The sequence below is a fragment of the Buttiauxella agrestis ATCC 33320 genome (assembly GCF_000735355.1).
GTDB lineage: Bacteria > Pseudomonadota > Gammaproteobacteria > Enterobacterales > Enterobacteriaceae > Buttiauxella > Buttiauxella agrestis.
The window spans coordinates 70,201-89,800 of the sequence record NZ_JMPI01000057.1 but is presented as its reverse complement, the minus strand read 5'-3'; the positions used below and the strand labels follow the sequence as shown (position 1 = coordinate 89,800).

Sequence of the window (19,600 nt, the reverse complement as noted above, 5' to 3'; positions counted from 1 at the left end):
ATTTAAAATACGCGATCATTCCACAGACTATACGCACTGGTCCCTGCATCACAATGTTCCCAGGTTATCGTTTCATAGCTGAAGGTGATTTTTTCCTGGGGTTCGGCTCCGTTATCCAGAAGATTGTGAGGTACAATGAATTCATTATGCGAAATTCGAGCTCCGGTAAGTTTGACTTTATAATAAAGGTTATTCATCCCAACCCGGTTGGTACGGTATAAATCCAGATCGCAGACTAGCATTTCATTATCATTAATCGCTTTGGCTAATAAAGGTGAAGCTTTATCAATCGGCTTAATGATCACCATTTCATGATGATTGACGTTTTGTGCACGGGACATTGAATGAGTGACGGCATAAACCATAATCTGGTCAATGTGAGCGATTTGTGCTTTGTTACCAATAGAATTTAATGATGAGCATCCAGCAGAGATCAGGCCCTGTGTTTGACCATTTATGGTTAAATAGGCTAAGTTTGACATATCATTCCATTAATATCATTGATGTGATTTATATGATAAAGATTTGCAAGTTTATTAACCTGAAATCCTGGTCTCAATATAAATAAAATGCAATCATAATATTTTGGAAGGTTTTTCTACTTTATTTCGCTTTGTTATATATTTTATTAATTAATAATTAATCTGGTATTTAAAGTGCGAATGGATAAGGTTGCTTGTTATTTGCAGCCAGATTTTTTTATCTGGCTGATTTCATTTTCTTTACTCGCCCGAATAGGCAATCACCGAATGCCGCCGCACAAGTGTTGGGCTAAACATATGCGTGATTTCGGGTAATTCACGTTTTTCAGCAAGTGCCAAAGCCAGTTCCGCGGCCTGTTCTGCCATGGTAATGATCGGGTAACGCACCGTTGTCAGACGTGGGCGAACGTAGCGTGAAATCAACACGTCATCAAAGCCAATCAGTGAAATCTCTTTCGGGACATCAATGCCGTTATCATTAAGAACACCCATTGCACCTGCGGCCATGGAATCGTTGTAACAGGCAATCGCGCTAAAGTTCTTTCCGCGCCCCAGCAGTTCCGTCATTGCCTGCTCACCACCGCTTTCATCCGGTTCACCATAAGTCACTAAGCGATCATTAATCGGCAAGCCGTGTTCGGTTAGCGCGTCGTAATAACCTTGCAAACGATCTTCGGCATCGGAAATTTGATGGTTGGAACACAAGTAGCCAATTTTAGTATGGCCTTGTTGAATCAGGTGGCGGGTTGCAAGCCACGCGCCATAGCGGTCATCGAGCGCCACACAGCGCTGCTCAAAACCCGGCAAAATTCGGTTGATTACCACCATGCCGGGCATTTGTTTCATTAAAGAAATGAGTTCTTCGTCAGGTATTTTTTTCGCATGAACGACCAGGGCCGCGCAGCGGTGGCGAATAAGTTGTTCAATCGCCTGTCGCTCTTTTTGTTCGTTGTGATAACCGTTACCGATCAGCAAAAAATTGCCGGTGCGATAGGCGACTTGTTCTACGGCTTTTACCATCGCGCCAAAAAATGGATCGGAGACATCGCCCACAATCAGGCCAATGGTTTCAGTGGTTTGCTGCGCAAGTGCGCGCGCATTCGCATTAGGATGGTAATTCAGCTCTTCCATCGCGCTGCTTACCGCCAGGCGTGATGCATCACTGGCTTTGGGGGAATCATTTATGACACGTGATACTGTGGCGACAGAAACGCCTGCCAGTTTTGCTACATCCTTAATTGTCGCCATCGAAGATTTTCCTGAGTGGGTAAGCGTTTACACAGTTTTAAGTGTTACGGAAAAGCCGCGTTACTTCAAGGGCGCAACTGTCGTCAGCGTCGCAAACCTCTCTAAAAAGAAACCAAATTCAGTGTAATCGTTACACATACCAGCACCACGAAAATCAAGCGTAGCGGTAGAAGGTGGCATGTTATGGATTTTTAAAGATTTCAGAGTAAATTTTTGCTTACAGTTTGCATCGCGCTGTTGCTATTTCGCCATGGCGAAAAGTGACCAGGCACTGCTACATTTGAAGTCCCAGAGGTATTGATAGGTGATGTCAGCATCTAATGCTGATCACATGAATTACACCAACCTGCGCGGATGCGCAGGTTTTTTTTGTCCAAAAAATGGCAGCCTGTAACAAGACGCGATGTTTTAAACAACTGGTTGCACTTTCCGCTAATTCCCTTGCTTTTTCTCACTGGTAGCCTTGCGCTGACTGCGCCACAATTCAAGTCCCAGAGGTATTGATTGGTGAGAATTCTAGTTACGTTGTTAAGTAAATTCTTTGCACCGACCTGCGCAGATGCGCAGGTTTTTTTTGCCTTTTTTTCAGACTTTGCATTCACCCAAACTATCGCTCCTTTTCATTTAGTCATGTAATCTCCCACTACACTTAAGTACCTGCGGCTTATTCATGACAAAGGGAGTTGCTATGCTATTTGGTTTTTTCCGTGCACTTTTTCGTATTCTGTTCAGAGTGCGGCTATATGGCTCGCAGCAATCTCTTTCTCAGCCGCGCGTCCTGATTGTTCCAAACCACGTTTCCTTTATTGACGGTATTTTGCTGGCGCTGTTTTTACCTGGCCGGCCAGTGTTTGCTGTCTATTCATCTATTAGTCAGCAGTGGTACATGCGCTGGTTAAAATCGTTGATAGATTTCGTGCCGCTTGACCCAACCAAACCGATGTCGATTAAACATCTGGTGCGGCTGGTGGAGCAGGGCCGTCCGGTGGTTATTTTCCCTGAAGGGCGAATTTCTGTGACTGGCTCATTGATGAAAATTTATGAAGGTGCCGGGTTTGTTGCCGCAAAATCAAACGCGACCGTTATTCCCATCCGTATTGATGGCGCTGAGCTGACATTTTTCAGCCGCCTGAAAGGCCTGGTAAAGCGGCGTTTGTTCCCGCGTATCAGCCTGCATATTCTGCCGCCGACATCCGTTCCGATGCCAGAAGCTCCACGCGCGCGTGAACGCCGGAAAATGGCAGGGGAAATGCTGCATCAGATAATGATGGAAGCACGAATGGCAGTACGCCCGCGTGAAACATTGTATGAGGCATTGCTTGCTGCGCAATATCGTTACGGTGAGCGAAAAAACTGTATCGAAGATATCAATTTCAAACCGGATACTTATCGCAGTCTGCTGACCAAGACCTTGTTTGTCGGGCGTATTTTGAATAAATACAGTGCGCCGGGCGAAACAATTGGCCTGATGCTGCCCAATGCGGCTATCAGCGCGGCGGTGATTTTTGGTGCGTCGTCCCGTGGGCGAATTCCGGCGATGATGAACTACACCGCGGGCGTGAAAGGGCTGACCAGTGCGATTACAGCCGCACAGCTCAAGACGATATTTACTTCGCGTCAGTTCCTCGACAAAGGCAAATTATGGCATCTTCCCGAGCAGCTCACGCAGGTTCGTTGGGTCTTTCTGGAAGACTTAAAAGCCGATGTCACGTTGGCAGATAAGCTCTGGATCTTCGCTCATTTACTGATGCCGCATCTGGCCCAGGTAAAACAACAGCCAGACGACGCCGCAATGGTGCTGTTTACTTCCGGCTCAGAAGGCAATCCAAAAGGTGTGGTCCACAGCCATAAAAGTTTGCTGGCGAACGTGGAGCAAATTCGCACGATTGCTGATTTTACGGCGAACGATCGCTTTATGTCGGCGCTGCCGTTGTTCCACTCTTTCGGCCTGACTGTGGGGTTATTTACGCCGCTGCTGACGGGTGCCGAAGTGTTTCTCTACCCAAGTCCGTTGCACTATCGCATTGTGCCTGAGCTGGTTTACGACCGTAATTGCACCGTGTTGTTTGGCACCTCGACATTTCTTGGCAACTATGCGCGTTTTGCAAATCCTTACGACTTCTTCCGCCTGCGTTATGTGGTGGCGGGTGCGGAAAAACTTCAGGAAAGCACCAAACAACTTTGGCAGGATAAATTTGGACTGCGCGTGCTGGAAGGCTACGGCGTGACTGAGTGCGCGCCCGTGGTTTCTATCAACGTTCCTATGGCCGCAAAAGTCGGCACCGTCGGGCGCATTCTGCCAGCGATGGATGCCAGATTGTTGTCAGTACCGGGAATTGAAGAAGGTGGGCGGTTGCAACTGAAAGGGCCGAACATCATGAAGGGCTACTTGCGAGTGGAAAACCCGGGTGTTCTGGAAGCACCGAGCGCCGAAAATGAACAAGGCGAGGTGGAGCAGGGCTGGTACGACACGGGCGATATCGTCAGTTTCGATGAGCACGGTTTTTGTGTGATTCAGGGGCGCGCAAAACGCTTTGCCAAAATTGCCGGTGAGATGGTTTCGCTGGAAATGGTAGAGCAACTGGCGCTCGGCGTTTCACCAGAGAAAATGCACGCTACGGTCATTAAAAGCGATGTGGCAAAAGGTGAGGCGCTGGTGATGTTCACCACGGACAGCGAACTGAATCGTGAAAAACTGCTGCAATATGCGCGCGCGAATGGGATCCCAGAACTGGCGGTGCCGCGTGATATTCGTTTCATGAAACAGTTGCCGGTTCTTGGGAGCGGCAAACCTGATTTTGTCAGTCTGAAAACGCTGGTAGACCAGCCGGAGACAGAGCATGCGTGATAATGCCGTAAACGATACCTCCATTTGGTCCAGAGGTATGATGGCAGTAACCTGCGCGCAATTTTTATCAGCGTTTGGTGATAACGCGTTGCTGTTTGCCACGTTGGCAGTGCTGAAACAGCAGTTTTACCCCGACTGGAGCCAGCCTGTTTTGCAGATGGTTTTTGTTGGCGCTTATATTTTATTTGCCCCGTTTGTCGGACAGGTCGCAGACAGTTTTTCCAAAGGGCGAGTGATGATGTTTGCCAACAGTCTCAAACTGGCTGGCGCAGCGTTGATCTGTTTTGGCTTTAATCCCTTCGTCGGCTATACGCTGGTGGGGATTGGCGCAGCATCCTATTCGCCAGCTAAATACGGGATTTTAGGTGAACTCACCACGGGCGATCGTCTGGTGAAGGCGAATGGACTGATGGAAGCCTCGACCATTGCCGCGATTTTGCTGGGCTCAATGGCAGGTGGCGTGCTGGCCGACTGGCATATTGTGGCTGCGCTTGGCATTTGTGTGTTGGTGTATGCCGGGGCGGTTGTCGCCAACATATTTATTCCAAAACTTGCTCCTGCTCGCCCTGGTCAGTCATGGCGCTTTACCCCGATGACGCGCAGTTTTTTCACGGCTTGCCGCACGCTTTGGCAAAACGGTGAAACTCGCTTCTCGTTAGTCGGCACCAGCTTGTTTTGGGGGGCGGGCGTCACGCTGCGCTTCTTGTTAGTGTTGTGGGTACCGGTTGCGCTGGGTATTACTGACAACGCGACGCCAACGTATCTGAATGCCATGGTTGCGGTAGGGATTGTGGTGGGGGCAGGGGCTGCAGCGAAACTTGTGACGCTCAAAACCGTCGCACGTTGTATGCCTGCCGGGATCTTAATTGGTGTCGGCGTGTTGTTCTTCTCGCTGCAACACGCACTGCTGCCGTCTTATATGTTGTTGGTGCTGATTGGTGTTCTGGGCGGGTTCTTTGTGGTTCCGCTCAATGCGCTGCTTCAGGAACGCGGCAAACATTCCGTCGGCGCAGGGAATGCGATTGCGGTGCAGAATCTCGGCGAAAATACCGCGATGTTGCTGATGCTTGGGCTTTACTCGCTGGCGGTAAAAACCGGCGCGCCGATAGTCGGAATTGGCATTGGTTTTGGCGCAGTGTTTGCGCTGGCGATTGGCTGGCTGTGGGTTTGGCAGATTCGGCAGAAATAGTTTTCTCCTCTCCCAAAGGAGAGGAGATTTCCACATCACGGTGCCGGATAAGTATAAATCCGGTTCACCGCTTCTAACTCTTCAAGAACATCTTCACTCAAGTCCAGATGCAGGCTTTCAAGGTTGGTTTTTAACTGCTCAAGCGTGGTCGCGCCTAAAAGCGTGCTGGCAACAAACGGCTGACGGCGTACAAACGCCAGCGCCATTTGCGCCGGGTCGAGATTGTGACGCTTAGCGACATCGACATAAGCTGCAACCGCATGCTGAGTTTGCTCGCCGCTGTAGCGCGTGAAACGGCTAAACAGCGTGTTGCGTGCGCCAGCAGGTTTCGCCCCATTCAGGTACTTCCCGGTCAGCGTACCGAACCCCAGGCAGGAATAAGCCAGCAATTCGACACCTTCGCGCTGGGTAATTTCAGCCAGTCCCACTTCAAAGCTGCGATTCACCAGACTGTACGGGTTCTGGATGGTAACGATGCGTGGTAAATCATGCTTTTCAGCCAGTTGCAGGTAGCGCATCACACCCCACGGCGTTTCATTGGAAACACCGATATAGCGGATTTTCCCGGCACGCTGGAATTCGGTCAGTGCTTCGAGTGTTTCCAGCAGAGTGACCGGGACGGCGTTATCTGTCCAGGTGTAGCCCAGTTTGCCAAAGCAATTGGTGGCGCGTTGTGGCCAGTGAACCTGATAAAGATCGATATAGTCGGTTTGCAAACGCTTCAGGCTGGCATCCAGCGCATCACGGATATTGCGGCGATCCAGAATTTGGTTTGGGCGAATGCCGGCATCATTGTTGCGGCTCGGGCCGCTGACTTTGGTGGCGATAACCAGCTTTTCACGATTAGCGCGCTGCTTTAACCAGTTACCGACGTAGGTTTCTGTTAGCCCCTGGGTTTCCGGGCGAGGTGGCACCGGGTACATTTCTGCCACATCAATGAGGTTTACGCCCTGATGGACGGCGTAATCAAGCTGTGCATGAGCGTCGGCTTCGCTATTTTGCTCACCAAACGTCATGGTTCCCAGCCCTAGCGTACTTATTTCAAGAGAGCTGTGGGGGATACGGTGATATTGCATAGCCGCTTTCCTTATTCTTCTGACTTATCAGCCAGGCACGCGCCCGACAAAAAATGGACTATAAACATGGCAGAGGGAAAGCAAAAGCGGAAGGGGGTAAGCGAAGAAAAAGTGTGACAGGCCAGCGAGGCGCTGACCTTTATATGCTGGATTTATTAACGTTCGATAATTTGTGAAACATCATCGCGGTTGATCTGCATTTCATTGCCTTGCTGATCGCGATAACTCACTAAACCCGTGTCATCATCGACCTGCGGTTTTCCGTCAGTCAGAATCATACGGCCATCTTTGGTTGCCATCACGTAATCGCTGCTACAACCTGAAACCGCAAATGCCAGACCGACAGCGGAAATTAGAACTGCCCATTTTTTCATCATTATTCGCCTCGTGTGGTATGGAATGACATATATAGTCTAGTAATAACTCGACAAAGCGCAGAAGGTAAGCAGTAAATTCTTAAAAGAAACAGAGGGGAAGCGAGAGCGCCTCCCCTGAGACGGTTAAAGCGGGTTCTTTTTGTTGCGGATAAGATTCAGTGTTTCTACGGCAATTGAGAAGAACATCGCAAAATAGATGTAGCCTTTCGGCACATGAATATCGAAGCCTTCCAGAATCAGCGTAAAGCCGACCAGCAACAAGAATGACAGCGCCAGCATTTTCACCGAAGGGTGGCGTTCTACAAAATCACCAATCGATTTAGCAGCAAACATCATGACCATCACCGCAATCACAACCGCTGCCATCATAATAAACAGATGATCGGACAGGCCTACTGCGGTAATCACCGAGTCCAGGCTGAAAATAATATCCAGCAGCATGATTTGCACGATAGCGCCGAAGAAAGAGTGAACGTTTGTTTTTAGGCTCTCTTCTTCACCTTCAATGGACTCGTGAATCTCTTTGCTCGCCTTCCAGATTAAGAACAACCCACCCAATGCCAAAATAAGATCGCGTGCCGAGAATTCATGGCCCATTACGGAAAACAGCGGGTGAATTAAGTGCGTCATCCAGGCGATAGACGCCAGCAAGACCAGACGCATTATCATCGCCGCGCCGAGCCCAAGACGGCGTGCTTTAGCCTGCTGCGCTTTAGGCAGCTTCGCCACAACAAGGGAGAGGAAGATGATATTGTCGATACCCAGTACGATTTCGAGAATCGTCAGAGTGCCTAGCGCCATCCACGCGTTAGGATCGGTAACCCATGCAAACAACATTAAAAAAATCCTGCCTGAAAATTTAAAACGCCAATTATAAACGCCAGCTTAGAACTGGGTGCAAGTTAAATGAATCTACAACGAGAAATGATTAGCCAGCAAAGCGGCGGTAAAGTTCTTTTTCAGGTAAAAACCGCGAGGTAACGTCAGAATCGGTGCGCCATCTGCCCCGATGGCATCGGTTAGCGCCTTGCTGTTAGCCGCTTTTGGGCGCAACTGTAGCACTTCACCATGACGGGCCGTAATGCGCTCAACTTGCCCGAGCACAATCAAATCCATCAACTCTTCCCAATCCATGCGTAACTGTTGCTCTTCTTCTTCGGACGGCGCCCACAGCAACGGTGTGCCGATATGCCGCTCAGCAAGCGGGATTTGCCGTTCACCTTCGACAGGGATCCACAATACGCGTTTCAATTTGTGGCGCACATGGCTGGTTTCCCAAACCACTCCGGTGTTACCGGTGAGTGGCGCAACACAGACAAACGTGGTTTCCAGCGGGCGACCGAACCTATCCACCGGGATAGTTTTAAGCTCAATCCCCAATGCGGCGAAATCTTGCTCAGGTTTGCTTCCGGCGCTGGCACCCAGCCAAAGTTCAAGCAAGACGCCGATCCAACCTTTGTCGCGCTTAAGATCGTTTGGGATCGACAAGTTGGCCAAAGCCGCTAACTCACCCAGCGTAAAGCCGGCCAGCTTCTGGGCTTGGGCCAGTAAAATCTGTTCATTTTCTGGAGGGTTAAGTAATGGACGTAGAGCTTGCATTGTGCCTGGCTGTTGATCGGTTAAAAAATAAGCGTGGTTTACCCACAGTGTGGAAATAGTTTAGCGTGTCGGGGATAAGAATGACAATCTACTGATTTTGAATCATTTTTATCGATTAAAATTGTCATATCCGAATCCTGCAAAAACCTTTTCCCATTCTGGTCACCGGGAATGAACAGGATCTTACACCGGGTTATCCACAGAAAAGTGGGATAACTGGTAAAAAAGCTCACTACTGGTTCGATTTACAGCCTTGACTGGGGGGTAAAACCCATTTTTTCACCAGATTGTGACTAACTTGTTGGCACATTCTGTGGATAAAAACGTCATTGGTCGATCTTTCATCAATGGAAGATCTTCACATGTGATGATCATCACACTACTGGGCTGTGAGAGAATTAATGTTTATTTATTTCATTGAAATTAATGAATATTTTATTTGTGCTTTGAAAGCGTATTTTAGAGTTATCCTAAGTTGTCCCGAGAGTATTAGGTAGTTCTTCACAGTTATATCCACAGAAAAAGTGAATAAACTGCCGGTTCCAAATCCACTAATGTTTATAACTCGGTCAAATTTTGTGAGTTATTCAAATGTTATTCCTTCAGGCAACCGTTACACAGTGGTTTACCGTCTAGCGCTTGTATGAAACAATCGCCCTAATCTAAGTTTGTTTTGAGGTAGTCCGGTGATCGATGATGATGGCTACCGCCCGAATGTTGGTATCGTAATCTGTAATCGGCAGGGTCAAGTGATGTGGGCCAGGCGTTTTGGTCAACATTCCTGGCAGTTTCCGCAAGGTGGCATCAATCCTGGCGAATCCCCGGAACAGGCAATGTACCGGGAACTTTTCGAGGAAGTGGGGTTACAGCGAAAAGATGTCCGAATACTCGCCTCGACCCGAAACTGGTTACGTTACAAGTTACCTAAACGTTTGGTGCGTTGGGACACAAAGCCGGTTTGTATCGGCCAGAAACAAAAATGGTTTCTCTTGCAGTTGATAAGCAGCGATAACGATATCAATATGCAAACCAGCAGCACTCCAGAGTTTGATGGCTGGCGCTGGGTCAGCTATTGGTATCCGGTTCGTCAGGTCGTCTCGTTTAAACGCGATGTGTATCGTCGGGTGATGAAAGAGTTTGCAAGCGTCGTAATGCCGCTACAGGAAGTTACGCCACCACGTAATAACGCGCCTGCATGGCGACGTAAAAGAGGTTAATTCACGCGAAAAATGCTCACCCGTTTGCGAGAAATAGTCGAGAAGGTTGCCAGCGCCCCGCGCCTCAATGAGGCGCTGGATATTCTGGTTACAGATATCTGCCTTGCGATGGACACCGAGGTATGCTCGGTTTATCTCGCAGATCATGACCGGCGTTGCTTTTACCTGATGGCGACGCGTGGCCTTAAAAAGCCGCGCGGTCGAACCATCACCCTCGCATTTGATGAAGGCATTGTCGGGCTGGTAGGGCGCCTTGCAGAGCCGATAAACCTTGCCGATGCGCAAAAACACCCAAGTTTTAAATATGTTCCCGCTGTAAAAGAGGAGCGTTTCCGCGCGTTTCTCGGGGTTCCTATTATTCAGCGACGCCAGTTGTTGGGCGTGCTGGTGGTTCAACAGCGTGAACATCGTCAATTCGATGAAAGCGAGGAGTCCTTCCTCGTCACACTCGCCACTCAAATGGCCGCCATTCTTTCTCAATCACAGTTAGCCGCGTTGTTTGGCCAATATCGTCAGACACGAATTCGGGCATTACCTGCATCGCCAGGGGTGGCGATTGCCGAAGGTTGGATGGACTCGACGCTCCCATTAATGGAGCAGGTATCTGAAGCGTCAACGCTTGATACCATACTTGAGCGTGAGCGCCTGACCGCTGCCCTTGAAGAGGCTTCCAATGAATTTCGTCGCTACAGCAAACGCTTTGCGGCGGGAGCGCAGAAAGAAACGGCAGCAATTTTTGACCTCTATTCACACCTGTTAACCGATGCCCGCCTTCGCCGTGAATTGTTCGACGAAGTCGATAAAGGCTCGGTTGCAGAATGGGCGGTTAAAAAAGTCATCGAAAAGTTTGCGGAACAGTTCGCAAGTTTAAGTGACAGCTACCTGAAAGAACGAGCGGGCGATTTACGCACGCTGGGTCAGCGTTTGTTATTCCATCTCGATGACACCATTCAAAGTCCCAATACCTGGCCTGAACGTTTTGTATTGGTGGCGGACGAGTTATCCGCAACGACACTTGCCGAACTTCCGCAAAATCGCCTTGTTGGGGTGGTGGTGCGCGATGGTGCGGCCAACTCCCATGCTGCAATTATGGTGCGGGCGCTCGGCATTCCAACCGTTATGGGCGCTGATATTCAGCCTTCAGTGCTGCATCGCCGCACATTGGTTGTCGATGGTTATCGTGGTGAATTGCTCGTTGACCCGGAAACGGTGTTGTTGCAGGAATACCAGCGTCTCATCACCGAAGAGAACGAACTGACTCGTCTGGTTGAAGACGACGTTGATAGCCCTGCCGCGCTGAAAAGCGGCGAGCGCGTCCAGGTCATGCTGAATGCAGGTCTTAGCCCAGAGCATGAGCAGCAGCTTGGCGGCCGTATCGATGGAATTGGTCTGTATCGCACCGAAATTCCCTTTATGCTGCAGAGTGGTTTTCCGTCAGAAGAAGAACAGGTCGCCCAATATCAGGGCATGTTGCAGATGTTTAACGAAAAACCGGTCACGCTGCGAACGCTTGATGTCGGTGCTGATAAACAACTGCCGTACATGCCTATCAGTGAAGAAAACCCGTGTCTGGGCTGGCGAGGCATTCGCATCACGCTGGACCAACCGGAGATTTTCCTGGTGCAAGTGCGCGCCATGCTGCGTGCCAATGCTGCGACCGGCAACCTGAGCATTCTTCTGCCGATGATCACCAGCATTGACGAAATTGATGAAGCGCGTCGCTTGATTGACCGTGCGGGGCGTGAAGTGGAAGAGGTGCTCGGTTATGAACTGCCTAAACCGCGTATTGGTGTGATGGTTGAAGTTCCTTCCATGGTCTTTATGCTGGGGCATCTTGCCAGCCGCGTTGATTTCATCTCGGTTGGCACCAATGACCTTACGCAATATTTGCTGGCAGTTGATCGTAATAACACTCGCGTGGCAAGCCTGTACGATTCTCTGCATCCGGCAATGCTACGAGCGTTGAACCATATTGCCAAAGAAGCGGAACGTAACGGGATCGATCTTTGTTTATGTGGCGAAATGGCAGGTGACCCAATGTGTGTGGCACTGCTGGTTGGCATGGGCTATCGCCATTTATCGATGAACGGCCGTTCGGTGGCTCGCGTCAAATATCTGTTGCGCCACATTAGCCTCGAAGAAGCACAACTTCTCGCCCAGCGCAGCCTTGAGGCGCAGCTTGCGACAGAAGTGCGCCATCAGGTCGCGTCCTTCATGGAACGTAGAGGCATGGGGGGTTTGATTCGCGGCGGGCGCTAGGTACCTGGCCCATCAGGCATTACACATCTTTTACAAGATCCTCGACTTAACCCTTGAGCCCTTTGTGCTATGATCCGCTCCCTTCGGAGCGCATCTGCACAGATGCGTACTTGCAACCCATCGTCTATTTTCGATGGGGTAACAATGGTTTGTGGTGACAGATGAATAGTGGCTATCTGCATTTTCCTGAATTTGACCCGGTGATTTTCTCCATCGGGCCAGTCTCTTTGCACTGGTATGGTGTGATGTACCTGGTCGGCTTCGTGTTCGCCATGTGGCTTGCAGGTCGTCGTGCTAATAAGCCAGGCAGTGGCTGGACGAAAAACGAAGTCGAAAACCTGCTGTATGCGGGCTTCCTTGGGGTATTCCTCGGTGGGCGTCTTGGTTATGTCTTCTTCTACAATCTGCCATCTTTCCTGGCCGATCCACTCTACCTGTTTAAAGTGTGGGACGGCGGCATGTCCTTCCACGGCGGCCTGGTCGGTGTCATCTGCGTAATGATATGGTTTGCGCGCCGAACCCATCGCTCCTTCTTCCAGGTTTCTGATTTCATAGCGCCACTGATTCCATTTGGCCTGGGCGCGGGTCGCCTTGGTAACTTTATCAATGGCGAGCTGTGGGGTCGTGTTGACCCGAACTTCCAGTGGGCGATGCTGTTCCCTGGTTCCCGCAGCGAAGATATCGGTCTGCTGGCGACTCACCCTGAATGGCAGTCGCTCTTTAACACCTACGGTGTTTTGCCGCGCCACCCATCTCAGTTGTATGAAATGGTTCTGGAAGGCATCGTGCTGTTCATCATTCTGAATCTGTTTATCCGTAAACCACGTCCGATGGGGTCTGTATCTGGCCTGTTCCTGATTGGTTACGGTGCGTTCCGTATCATCGTCGAATTCTTCCGCCAGCCAGATGCGCAGTTTACCGGTGAGTGGGTGCAGTACATCAGCATGGGGCAAATCCTTTCGATTCCGATGATTGTCGCTGGTGTGGCAATGATGGTTTGGGCATATCGCCGTCGCCCCCAGCAACAGCTTTCGTGAGGAAACATGAAACAGTATCTTGATTTGATGAAACATGTGCTGGAAAACGGCACGCCAAAAGATGACCGTACCGGTACCGGCACATTGTCGATTTTCGGTCATCAGATGCGCTTCAATCTGCAAGATGGCTTCCCACTGGTTACCACTAAGCGTTGCCATTTACGTTCCATCATTCATGAGCTGCTGTGGTTCCTGAAAGGTGAGACTAACGTTGCTTATCTGCATGAAAATAATGTCTCCATCTGGGACGAATGGGCGGATGAAAACGGCGATTTGGGGCCTGTGTACGGTAAACAGTGGCGCTCATGGGCAACACCTGATGGCCGCTATATTGATCAGCTGACCACCGTAATTAACCAACTGAAAAACGATCCCGACTCACGCCGTATTATTGTTTCGGCGTGGAACGTGGGTGAGCTGGATAAAATGGCATTGGCTCCTTGCCATGCGTTTTTCCAGTTCTACGTAGCGGATGGCAAGCTTTCCTGCCAGCTTTATCAGCGTTCATGCGATATCTTCCTCGGCCTACCGTTTAATATCGCCAGCTACGCTTTACTGGTGCATATGATGGCGCAGCAATGCGAGCTGGAAGTGGGTGATTTTGTCTGGACAGGTGGTGATACTCACTTGTATAGCAATCACCTTGAGCAGACTCGTTTGCAATTAACTCGTGAGCCACGCGCATTGCCGAAGCTAGTAATCAAGCGCAAACCAGAATCACTGTTTGATTATCGTTTCGAAGATTTTGAAATTGAGGGTTACGATCCTCATCCGGCAATCAAAGCTCCAGTCGCTATCTAACGGTTAATAACCTGCCATAACCGGTGCCCTATGTGCGCCGGTTTTTTTTACCTCAATTTCGGCTTTGCGAGCCTGTTTCCAGTAGTTCTGCAATTCTACGCAACAATAAAACTTCCCTTCGAGAAGCCTCGAGAAACGAGTTATTGCTGCTGGCGCGTAATTTCGCAGCTGGCACACTCCCACCATGAAAACAAAACAGTCTGGCTTCAGCCTGATAGAAATGATGGTAGTCATTGTCATTGTCGCAATGCTCAGTGCTGGCGGCGTCTACGGCTGGCAACAATGGCAGCAACAGCAGCGCTTGCGGATAACCACTCAGCAGATTCGACATTTACTTGAACAGTTACGCAGCGATGCAAACTGGAACAATCGCGACCATTTGCTTGCGGTGAAGCGCTCAGGAAAATCGTGGTGTCTGGCAAGCAAACTCAATGCAGGGAGTATCTGTAACGCAAGTCAACGCTGGTCATTGCTACAACCATTTGCTGATGTCGATATTGCAGATACCACGCCGGGGATGGGGTTTTACGGGCTTAGGGACACAGCGTGGCCGGGTCATATCACGTTACAAAGCTCTGCCGGAAAGTGGCGAGTTATTCTTTCAACGCAGGGAAGAATTCGCGTCTGCGAAGTTAAAGGGAACAACAAATGCAGCTAAACCAACAGGGCTTCACAATACTTGAAACGCTTATTGCCATGGCCTTGAGCAGTCTTGTTTTGCTTGGGGCCGGGAGGCTATTTCCAGTGCTCCAGCAGGCGGTATTACTACAGTATCAGAAAGAGACACTGCAAGAATCGCTCTGGCAACTGGCATTTAGTGTAGGCAAACAGCTTCAACGCGCGGGCTATTGTCATGGAAGTTGCCAGGGTGAGGGGCTGGTTATACGTAAAGAGGGCGAGTGTGTCTTGTTGCAATGGGACAATAACAGCAACGGACGCTGGGAACCGTCTGGCCATAATGAAACTGAATTAACCGGTTTTAGACTTAATGGTAACAACCTCGAAGCTTTGCGCGGTGCTTCCAGTTGTGAAGGCAGTGGTTGGGAAAAAATCTCCGATCCCGCATCAATGATGATACAAAAATTCTCTGTAACCCGACTGGCTCGCCACTCACTGCCACCGTTGCTAGCTATCGAGCTGGTTGCCGCTTTTAAAAAAGAGCAAATCCCTGTGTCTTTGCGCCATATCGTTGTCGGTTATAACCTGTGAATGGGCAATCAGAGAAAGGTAACGCTACCCTGGGCTTTGTGCTGCTGTTGTTTGCCTTAGGAATATTAATGCTAAGCGGGTTGCAGCAGCAGCTAAATCAACAGCGCTACCTGGTTGCAAGCGAAATAGGGTTTCTTAAACAATATGCTGCCGCTGTGTCAGCACAGGCCTGGGGTAGTCAGCTATCCTGGACGTCGACACCAACCTGGGAGTGCCAGCACCAGTCACACCAGGGCTGGAATGCTTGCATACTAACTGTGGGGAAAAATGAATTTCTGATGGCGGCTTACGGGAATTTTCCGGGGCAACAATCACCAGTAACTCTTTGGCTGTGGGGTTCGTTGGAGAACTCACGTTGGATATCAACTCCCCATGGTTGGCTCGACTTTTGCCCTTTAACGGATGCTTCCCGATGCCAGTTACCCCAATGAAATCAAGACAGCGCGGCTTTAGTCTGATTGAAGTGCTGTGTGCTATGGCGCTGTTTTCGGTCGTTATGCTGGCATTAATGGGCTACCACCGTGTTCTCCAGCAGGGTTTTCAGTCGCAATGGCAATTCCGCCAGCTCTGGCGCTTAGCTGTAGAAATGGGGGAACCTGAATCGCCTCTGCCCACAAATGAATGGAGAGTCAGCCAGCAGCAGACATCGACGGCAGGATGTGTCAGCATCAATGTTATTATTACCAGCCCTGTCGGGCGTACCGGGCAGTTGTCGCGGTTGCATTGCTCGCAGAAAGAGAAAAGTCAGGAGTAGCGTTTCTATGTTGCGTGTTTACCATTCCAATCGACTGGATGTGCTGGAAGCAATTATGGAGTTTATTGTGGAAAGGCAACCGCTGCCTGACCCTTTTGAACCCGAGGTTGTCCTAGTGCAAAGTACCGGTATGGCGCAATGGCTGCAAATGACGCTGGCCCATAAATTTGGTATCGCGGCTAACATCAGTTTCCCACTTCCGGCGAGCTTTATCTGGGACATGTTTGTGCGCGTACTGCCAAATATTCCTGAGCAAAGTGCTTTCAACAAGCAAAGCATGAGCTGGAAGTTAATGACGCTCATCCCGACGATGCTGGATCAGCCTGAATTCGCTTTGTTAAACCAATATCTGGCAGAAGATGAAAATGGCCGAAAACTCTCTCAGTTAGCCTCAAGAATTGCAGACCTTTATGACCAATACCTGGTTTACCGCCCAGGTTGGTTAAGCCAGTGGGAGAAAGGCGAACTGGTTGATAACGTGGGCGAGGCCCAGTTATGGCAGGCTCCGCTGTGGGCTGCTTTGGTTCGCCACACGCAAGAGCTTCGGCAACCTGAATGGCACCGTGCAAACCTGTACCAACGTTTTATTAACGCTCTGGAATCAAGTAACGAATGCCCGCAAGGTTTGCCTGCCCGAGTCTTTATTTGTGGTATTTCAGCCCTGCCTCCGGTTTATCTTCAGGCATTACAAGCACTGGGTAAGCATATTGACGTGCATTTGCTGTTTACTAACCCGTGCCGCTACTACTGGGGTGATATTAAAGACCCTGCTTATCTTGCGCGCTTAATTAGCCGCCGGCGTCGTAGCCATGGGCATCAAGGTATTACTCTTCCGTTGTTTAAAGATAGCGACACGGCGTCTTCATTGTTTAATGAAGACGGTGAGCAAGATATTGGCAACCCGTTGCTGGCCTCGTGGGGAAAATTAGGACGCGATTACACGTTCATGCTTGCTGAGATGCAACGCTTTGAAGAAATTGATGTTTTCGTTGATATCGAACCAGACTGTTTATTGCGCAGTTTGCAGTACGATTTACTTGAGCTGCAAAACAATGCGGTGACAGGTTTGACGCAGGAAGAGTTCGAGCATAGCCACAGCAAAAGAATCCTTTCACTGGATGATAATTCCGTCGCTTTCCATCAATGCCATAGCCCTCAACGTGAAGTCGAAGTGTTGCACGACCAGTTGCTGGCGATGCTTGATGCTGACCCAACCCTTACCCCGCGCGATATCATCGTGATGGTGGCGGATATTGACAGCTACAGTCCGTTTATCCAGGCGGTATTTGGCAATGCAGTAGCGGAGCGTCGGTTACCATTTGCGATTTCCGATCGCCGGGCAAGACAAGCGCACCCGGCCCTACAGGCATTTATCTCCCTGCTTTCACTTCCTGATAGCCGTTTTGCTGCGCAGGATGTTTTGGCTTTGCTTGAAGTTCCCGCACTGGCTGCTCGCTTCTCAATCAATGAAGAAGGGCTACGCTACTTGCGCCAGTGGGTGAATGAATCCGGAATTCGTTGGGGTATTGATGACGACAATGTCCGTGAATGGGATCTCCCGGCAACCGGGCAACATACCTGGCGCTTTGGTTTAACGCGCATGCTGTTAGGTTATGCAATGGATAGCCAGGCTGGTGAATGGCAGTCAGTTCTTCCATACGATGAATCAAACGGTTTAATTGCCGAGCTCGTTGGGCAACTGGCAGATCTTTTAATGCAGCTTAATAAATGGCGGCATGAACTTACCGTTGCGCGACCGCTGGCTGAGTGGACTTCCGTTTGCCGTGACATGCTAGCCAGCTTCTTCCTGCCTGATACCGAAACTGAAGGCGCACTGGCGCTGATTGAGCAGCAGTGGCAAGAAATCATTAAATACGGTCTGGAGTCGTGTTATCAGGAAAATGTTTCCCTGATGCTGTTACGTGATGAACTGGCACTGCGCCTCGACCAGGAGCGCATCAGTCAGCGATTCCTGGCAGGGCCGATAAACTTCTGCACCTTAATGCCCATGCGTTCTATCCCGTTCAAAGTGGTTTGTTTGCTGGGGATGAATGATGGCGTTTATCCACGCACGCTGGCTCCGCTCGGGTTTGATCTTATGAGCCAGAAGCCGCAGCGCGGCGACCGTAGCCGCCGTGACGATGACCGTTACTTGTTCCTCGAAGCGCTCAACTCCGCGCAAGCGCGTTTCTATATCAGCTATATCGGACGTTCCATTCAGGATAACAGCCAGCGTTACCCTTCAGTGCTGGTAGATGAGTTATTAGATTACATCGCCCAAAGCCATTGCCTGGCGCAGGACACAGAACAAACCTGCGACGAAAGCAGCGAGCGTGTAAAAAGGCATCTGGTGCAACTGCATCACCGCACTCCATTTGAAGCCGGGAATTTTGTCTCTGGCGCATCTGTGCAAAGTTATGCCTATGAATGGCTACCTGCCGCAAGCGAGCAAGGCCAAGCACAAACCCCGTTTATTCAGCCACTTGAAGACAAAACACATGACGTTATCACGTTGGATCAATTGCAACGTTTCTGGCGCCATCCTGTCCGCGCTTTTTTCCAGATGCGTCTGGGCATTAACTTCCGTCTTGAAGAAACCGAACTGCCTGATGCGGAACCTTTCACCTTAGATAGCCTTGAACGTTTCCAGATGAACCAGGAATTGCTCAATACGCTAGTTCAGGAAGGCGACACGCAGCTGCTATTCAGCCGCTATCGGGCTGCGGGGATATTACCGTTTGGCGCATTCGGTGAAATTTTATGGGAAACCCAGTTAACAGAAATGGAAGAACTGGCGCAAAAAGTGAGAGCCGAGCGACAAAATGGCACCAGCCAGGAAGTCTCGCTCCAGATAGACGGAACAAGTCTGGAAGGTTGGTTGTCGGATGTGCAGGCCGATGGTTTGCTGCGCTGGCGACCGTCGATCCTCAATTCGGCGCATGGATTACAACTGTGGATTGAGCATGTTGTGTGGTGTGCAATGGGAGGAGAAGGAGAGAGCCGTCTGTATGGGCGCGATTCTACTGAGTGGAAATTCCCGCCGATGGATGTTGAACAGGCGAAAAGCTATCTCCAGCAACTTATTGATGGTTATCGGAAAGGATTAGTACAGCCATTGCTATTGCTACCAATAAGTGGAGGGGCATGGATAAAAGCTTGTTACGAACCCGCGAATGATGCCATTTTATGGGATGAGCAAACGCAACAGAAAGCCAAAAGTAAGCTATTGGCGGCCTGGGAAGGGAATCAGCGAGTCGACGGGGAAGGCGCCGACATGTGGCTGCAACGCCTGTATCGAACGCTCGAGCCTGACTACTACGACGCGATAATCAGTGAAGCCGAGCGCTATTTACTGCCCCTGTTTCGCTTCAATAAAGCTTAAAAGAATTGTATAAAAATTGCACAATCCGGCAGGTTCATCTAATATGCGCAGCTTGCTCAGGATTGGCGAAAAAAGAAACAACGACAATGACAGATTGTTTTAAAAGTTGTTAATGATGAGTA

The 19,600-nt window shown here is 49.9% G+C and carries 17 protein-coding genes and 1 pseudogene; 11 read left to right on the top strand and 7 right to left on the bottom strand.

Annotation, left to right across the window (positions count from 1 at the left end):
* Positions 1 to 2: 2 nt before the first annotated feature.
* Together GBAG_RS16255 and galR are read right to left on the bottom strand one after the other, a co-directional pair.
* Positions 3 to 482, bottom strand: coding sequence for an Hcp family type VI secretion system effector (locus tag GBAG_RS16255; RefSeq protein ID WP_034498082.1), 480 nt, complete (start codon positions 480 to 482; stop codon positions 3 to 5).
* Between the two features lie 240 nt (positions 483 to 722).
* Positions 723 to 1,730, bottom strand: coding sequence for an HTH-type transcriptional regulator GalR (gene galR, locus GBAG_RS16250; protein ID WP_034498080.1), 1,008 nt, complete (start codon positions 1,728 to 1,730; stop codon positions 723 to 725).
* A gap of 688 nt (positions 1,731 to 2,418) precedes the next feature.
* On the opposite strand from galR, the gene aas reads away from it, so the two are divergent.
* Complete coding sequence (gene aas / locus GBAG_RS16245) at positions 2,419 to 4,578, top strand: bifunctional acyl-ACP--phospholipid O-acyltransferase/long-chain-fatty-acid--ACP ligase (RefSeq protein WP_034498077.1); 2,160 nt, start codon at positions 2,419 to 2,421, stop codon at positions 4,576 to 4,578.
* Positions 4,571 to 5,767: a lysophospholipid transporter LplT gene (lplT, locus tag GBAG_RS16240; RefSeq protein ID WP_034498076.1), complete on the top strand. Its 1,197-nt coding sequence runs from the start codon at positions 4,571 to 4,573 to the stop codon at positions 5,765 to 5,767. Before aas ends, lplT begins: the two co-directional genes overlap by 8 nt.
* A 35-nt stretch (positions 5,768 to 5,802) precedes the next feature.
* Here the strand turns inward: lplT and GBAG_RS16235 are convergent, their stop codons facing one another.
* The 5 genes and pseudogenes from GBAG_RS16235 to GBAG_RS23130 all read right to left on the bottom strand — a co-directional run.
* Positions 5,803 to 6,843 carry an NADP(H)-dependent aldo-keto reductase gene (locus GBAG_RS16235; RefSeq protein WP_034498074.1) on the bottom strand — a complete coding sequence of 347 codons (1,041 nt, stop codon included), beginning with the start codon at positions 6,841 to 6,843 and terminating at the stop codon, positions 5,803 to 5,805.
* Between the two features lie 155 nt (positions 6,844 to 6,998).
* Positions 6,999 to 7,217 (bottom strand): YgdI/YgdR family lipoprotein, encoded by a 219-nt coding sequence (locus tag GBAG_RS16230; protein ID WP_034498072.1) that lies wholly within the window; start codon positions 7,215 to 7,217, stop codon positions 6,999 to 7,001.
* Between the two features lie 126 nt (positions 7,218 to 7,343).
* Positions 7,344 to 8,057 carry a TerC family protein gene (locus GBAG_RS16225; RefSeq protein ID WP_034498070.1) on the bottom strand — a complete coding sequence of 238 codons (714 nt, stop codon included), beginning with the start codon at positions 8,055 to 8,057 and terminating at the stop codon, positions 7,344 to 7,346.
* A gap of 75 nt (positions 8,058 to 8,132) precedes the next feature.
* Positions 8,133 to 8,819, bottom strand: coding sequence for a DNA mismatch repair endonuclease MutH (mutH, locus tag GBAG_RS16220; protein ID WP_034498068.1), 687 nt, complete (start codon positions 8,817 to 8,819; stop codon positions 8,133 to 8,135).
* Positions 8,820 to 8,977: 158 nt separating this feature from the next.
* Positions 8,978 to 9,052, bottom strand: a pseudogene (locus tag GBAG_RS23130) (hypothetical protein); the annotation flags it as partial.
* Positions 9,053 to 9,505: 453 nt separating this feature from the next.
* On the opposite strand from GBAG_RS23130, the gene rppH reads away from it, so the two are divergent.
* The 9 genes from rppH to recC all read left to right on the top strand — a co-directional run bounded on the left by rppH (position 9,506) and on the right by recC (position 19,478).
* Entirely contained in the window at positions 9,506 to 10,036 is a 531-nt protein-coding gene (gene rppH / locus GBAG_RS16215) for an RNA pyrophosphohydrolase (protein WP_034498067.1), read from the top strand.
* Between the two features lie 12 nt (positions 10,037 to 10,048).
* Positions 10,049 to 12,295 (top strand): phosphoenolpyruvate--protein phosphotransferase, encoded by a 2,247-nt coding sequence (gene ptsP / locus GBAG_RS16210; protein ID WP_034498065.1) that lies wholly within the window; start codon positions 10,049 to 10,051, stop codon positions 12,293 to 12,295.
* 161 nt (positions 12,296 to 12,456) lie between these two features.
* Positions 12,457 to 13,332, top strand: a complete 876-nt coding sequence (lgt, locus tag GBAG_RS16205) for a prolipoprotein diacylglyceryl transferase (protein WP_034498063.1) — start codon at positions 12,457 to 12,459, stop codon at positions 13,330 to 13,332.
* A gap of 6 nt (positions 13,333 to 13,338) precedes the next feature.
* Positions 13,339 to 14,133, top strand: a complete 795-nt coding sequence (thyA, locus tag GBAG_RS16200) for a thymidylate synthase (RefSeq protein ID WP_034498061.1) — start codon at positions 13,339 to 13,341, stop codon at positions 14,131 to 14,133.
* 184 nt (positions 14,134 to 14,317) lie between these two features.
* A complete protein-coding gene (locus tag GBAG_RS16195) occupies positions 14,318 to 14,791 on the top strand; it encodes a prepilin peptidase-dependent protein (RefSeq protein ID WP_034498059.1) in 474 nt (157 codons plus the stop codon).
* Positions 14,782 to 15,342 carry a prepilin peptidase-dependent protein gene (locus GBAG_RS16190; protein WP_034498056.1) on the top strand — a complete coding sequence of 187 codons (561 nt, stop codon included), beginning with the start codon at positions 14,782 to 14,784 and terminating at the stop codon, positions 15,340 to 15,342. The genes GBAG_RS16195 and GBAG_RS16190 overlap by 10 nt, the downstream gene beginning before the upstream one ends.
* 68 nt (positions 15,343 to 15,410) lie before the next feature.
* A complete protein-coding gene (locus GBAG_RS23290) occupies positions 15,411 to 15,773 on the top strand; it encodes a DUF2509 family protein (protein WP_081908423.1) in 363 nt (120 codons plus the stop codon).
* Entirely contained in the window at positions 15,755 to 16,096 is a 342-nt protein-coding gene (locus tag GBAG_RS16185; protein WP_034498054.1) for a prepilin-type N-terminal cleavage/methylation domain-containing protein, read from the top strand. Before GBAG_RS23290 ends, GBAG_RS16185 begins: the two co-directional genes overlap by 19 nt.
* Before the next feature lie 7 nt (positions 16,097 to 16,103).
* Positions 16,104 to 19,478, top strand: coding sequence for an exodeoxyribonuclease V subunit gamma (gene recC / locus GBAG_RS16180; protein WP_034498052.1), 3,375 nt, complete (start codon positions 16,104 to 16,106; stop codon positions 19,476 to 19,478).
* Positions 19,479 to 19,600: the final 122 nt, after the last annotated feature.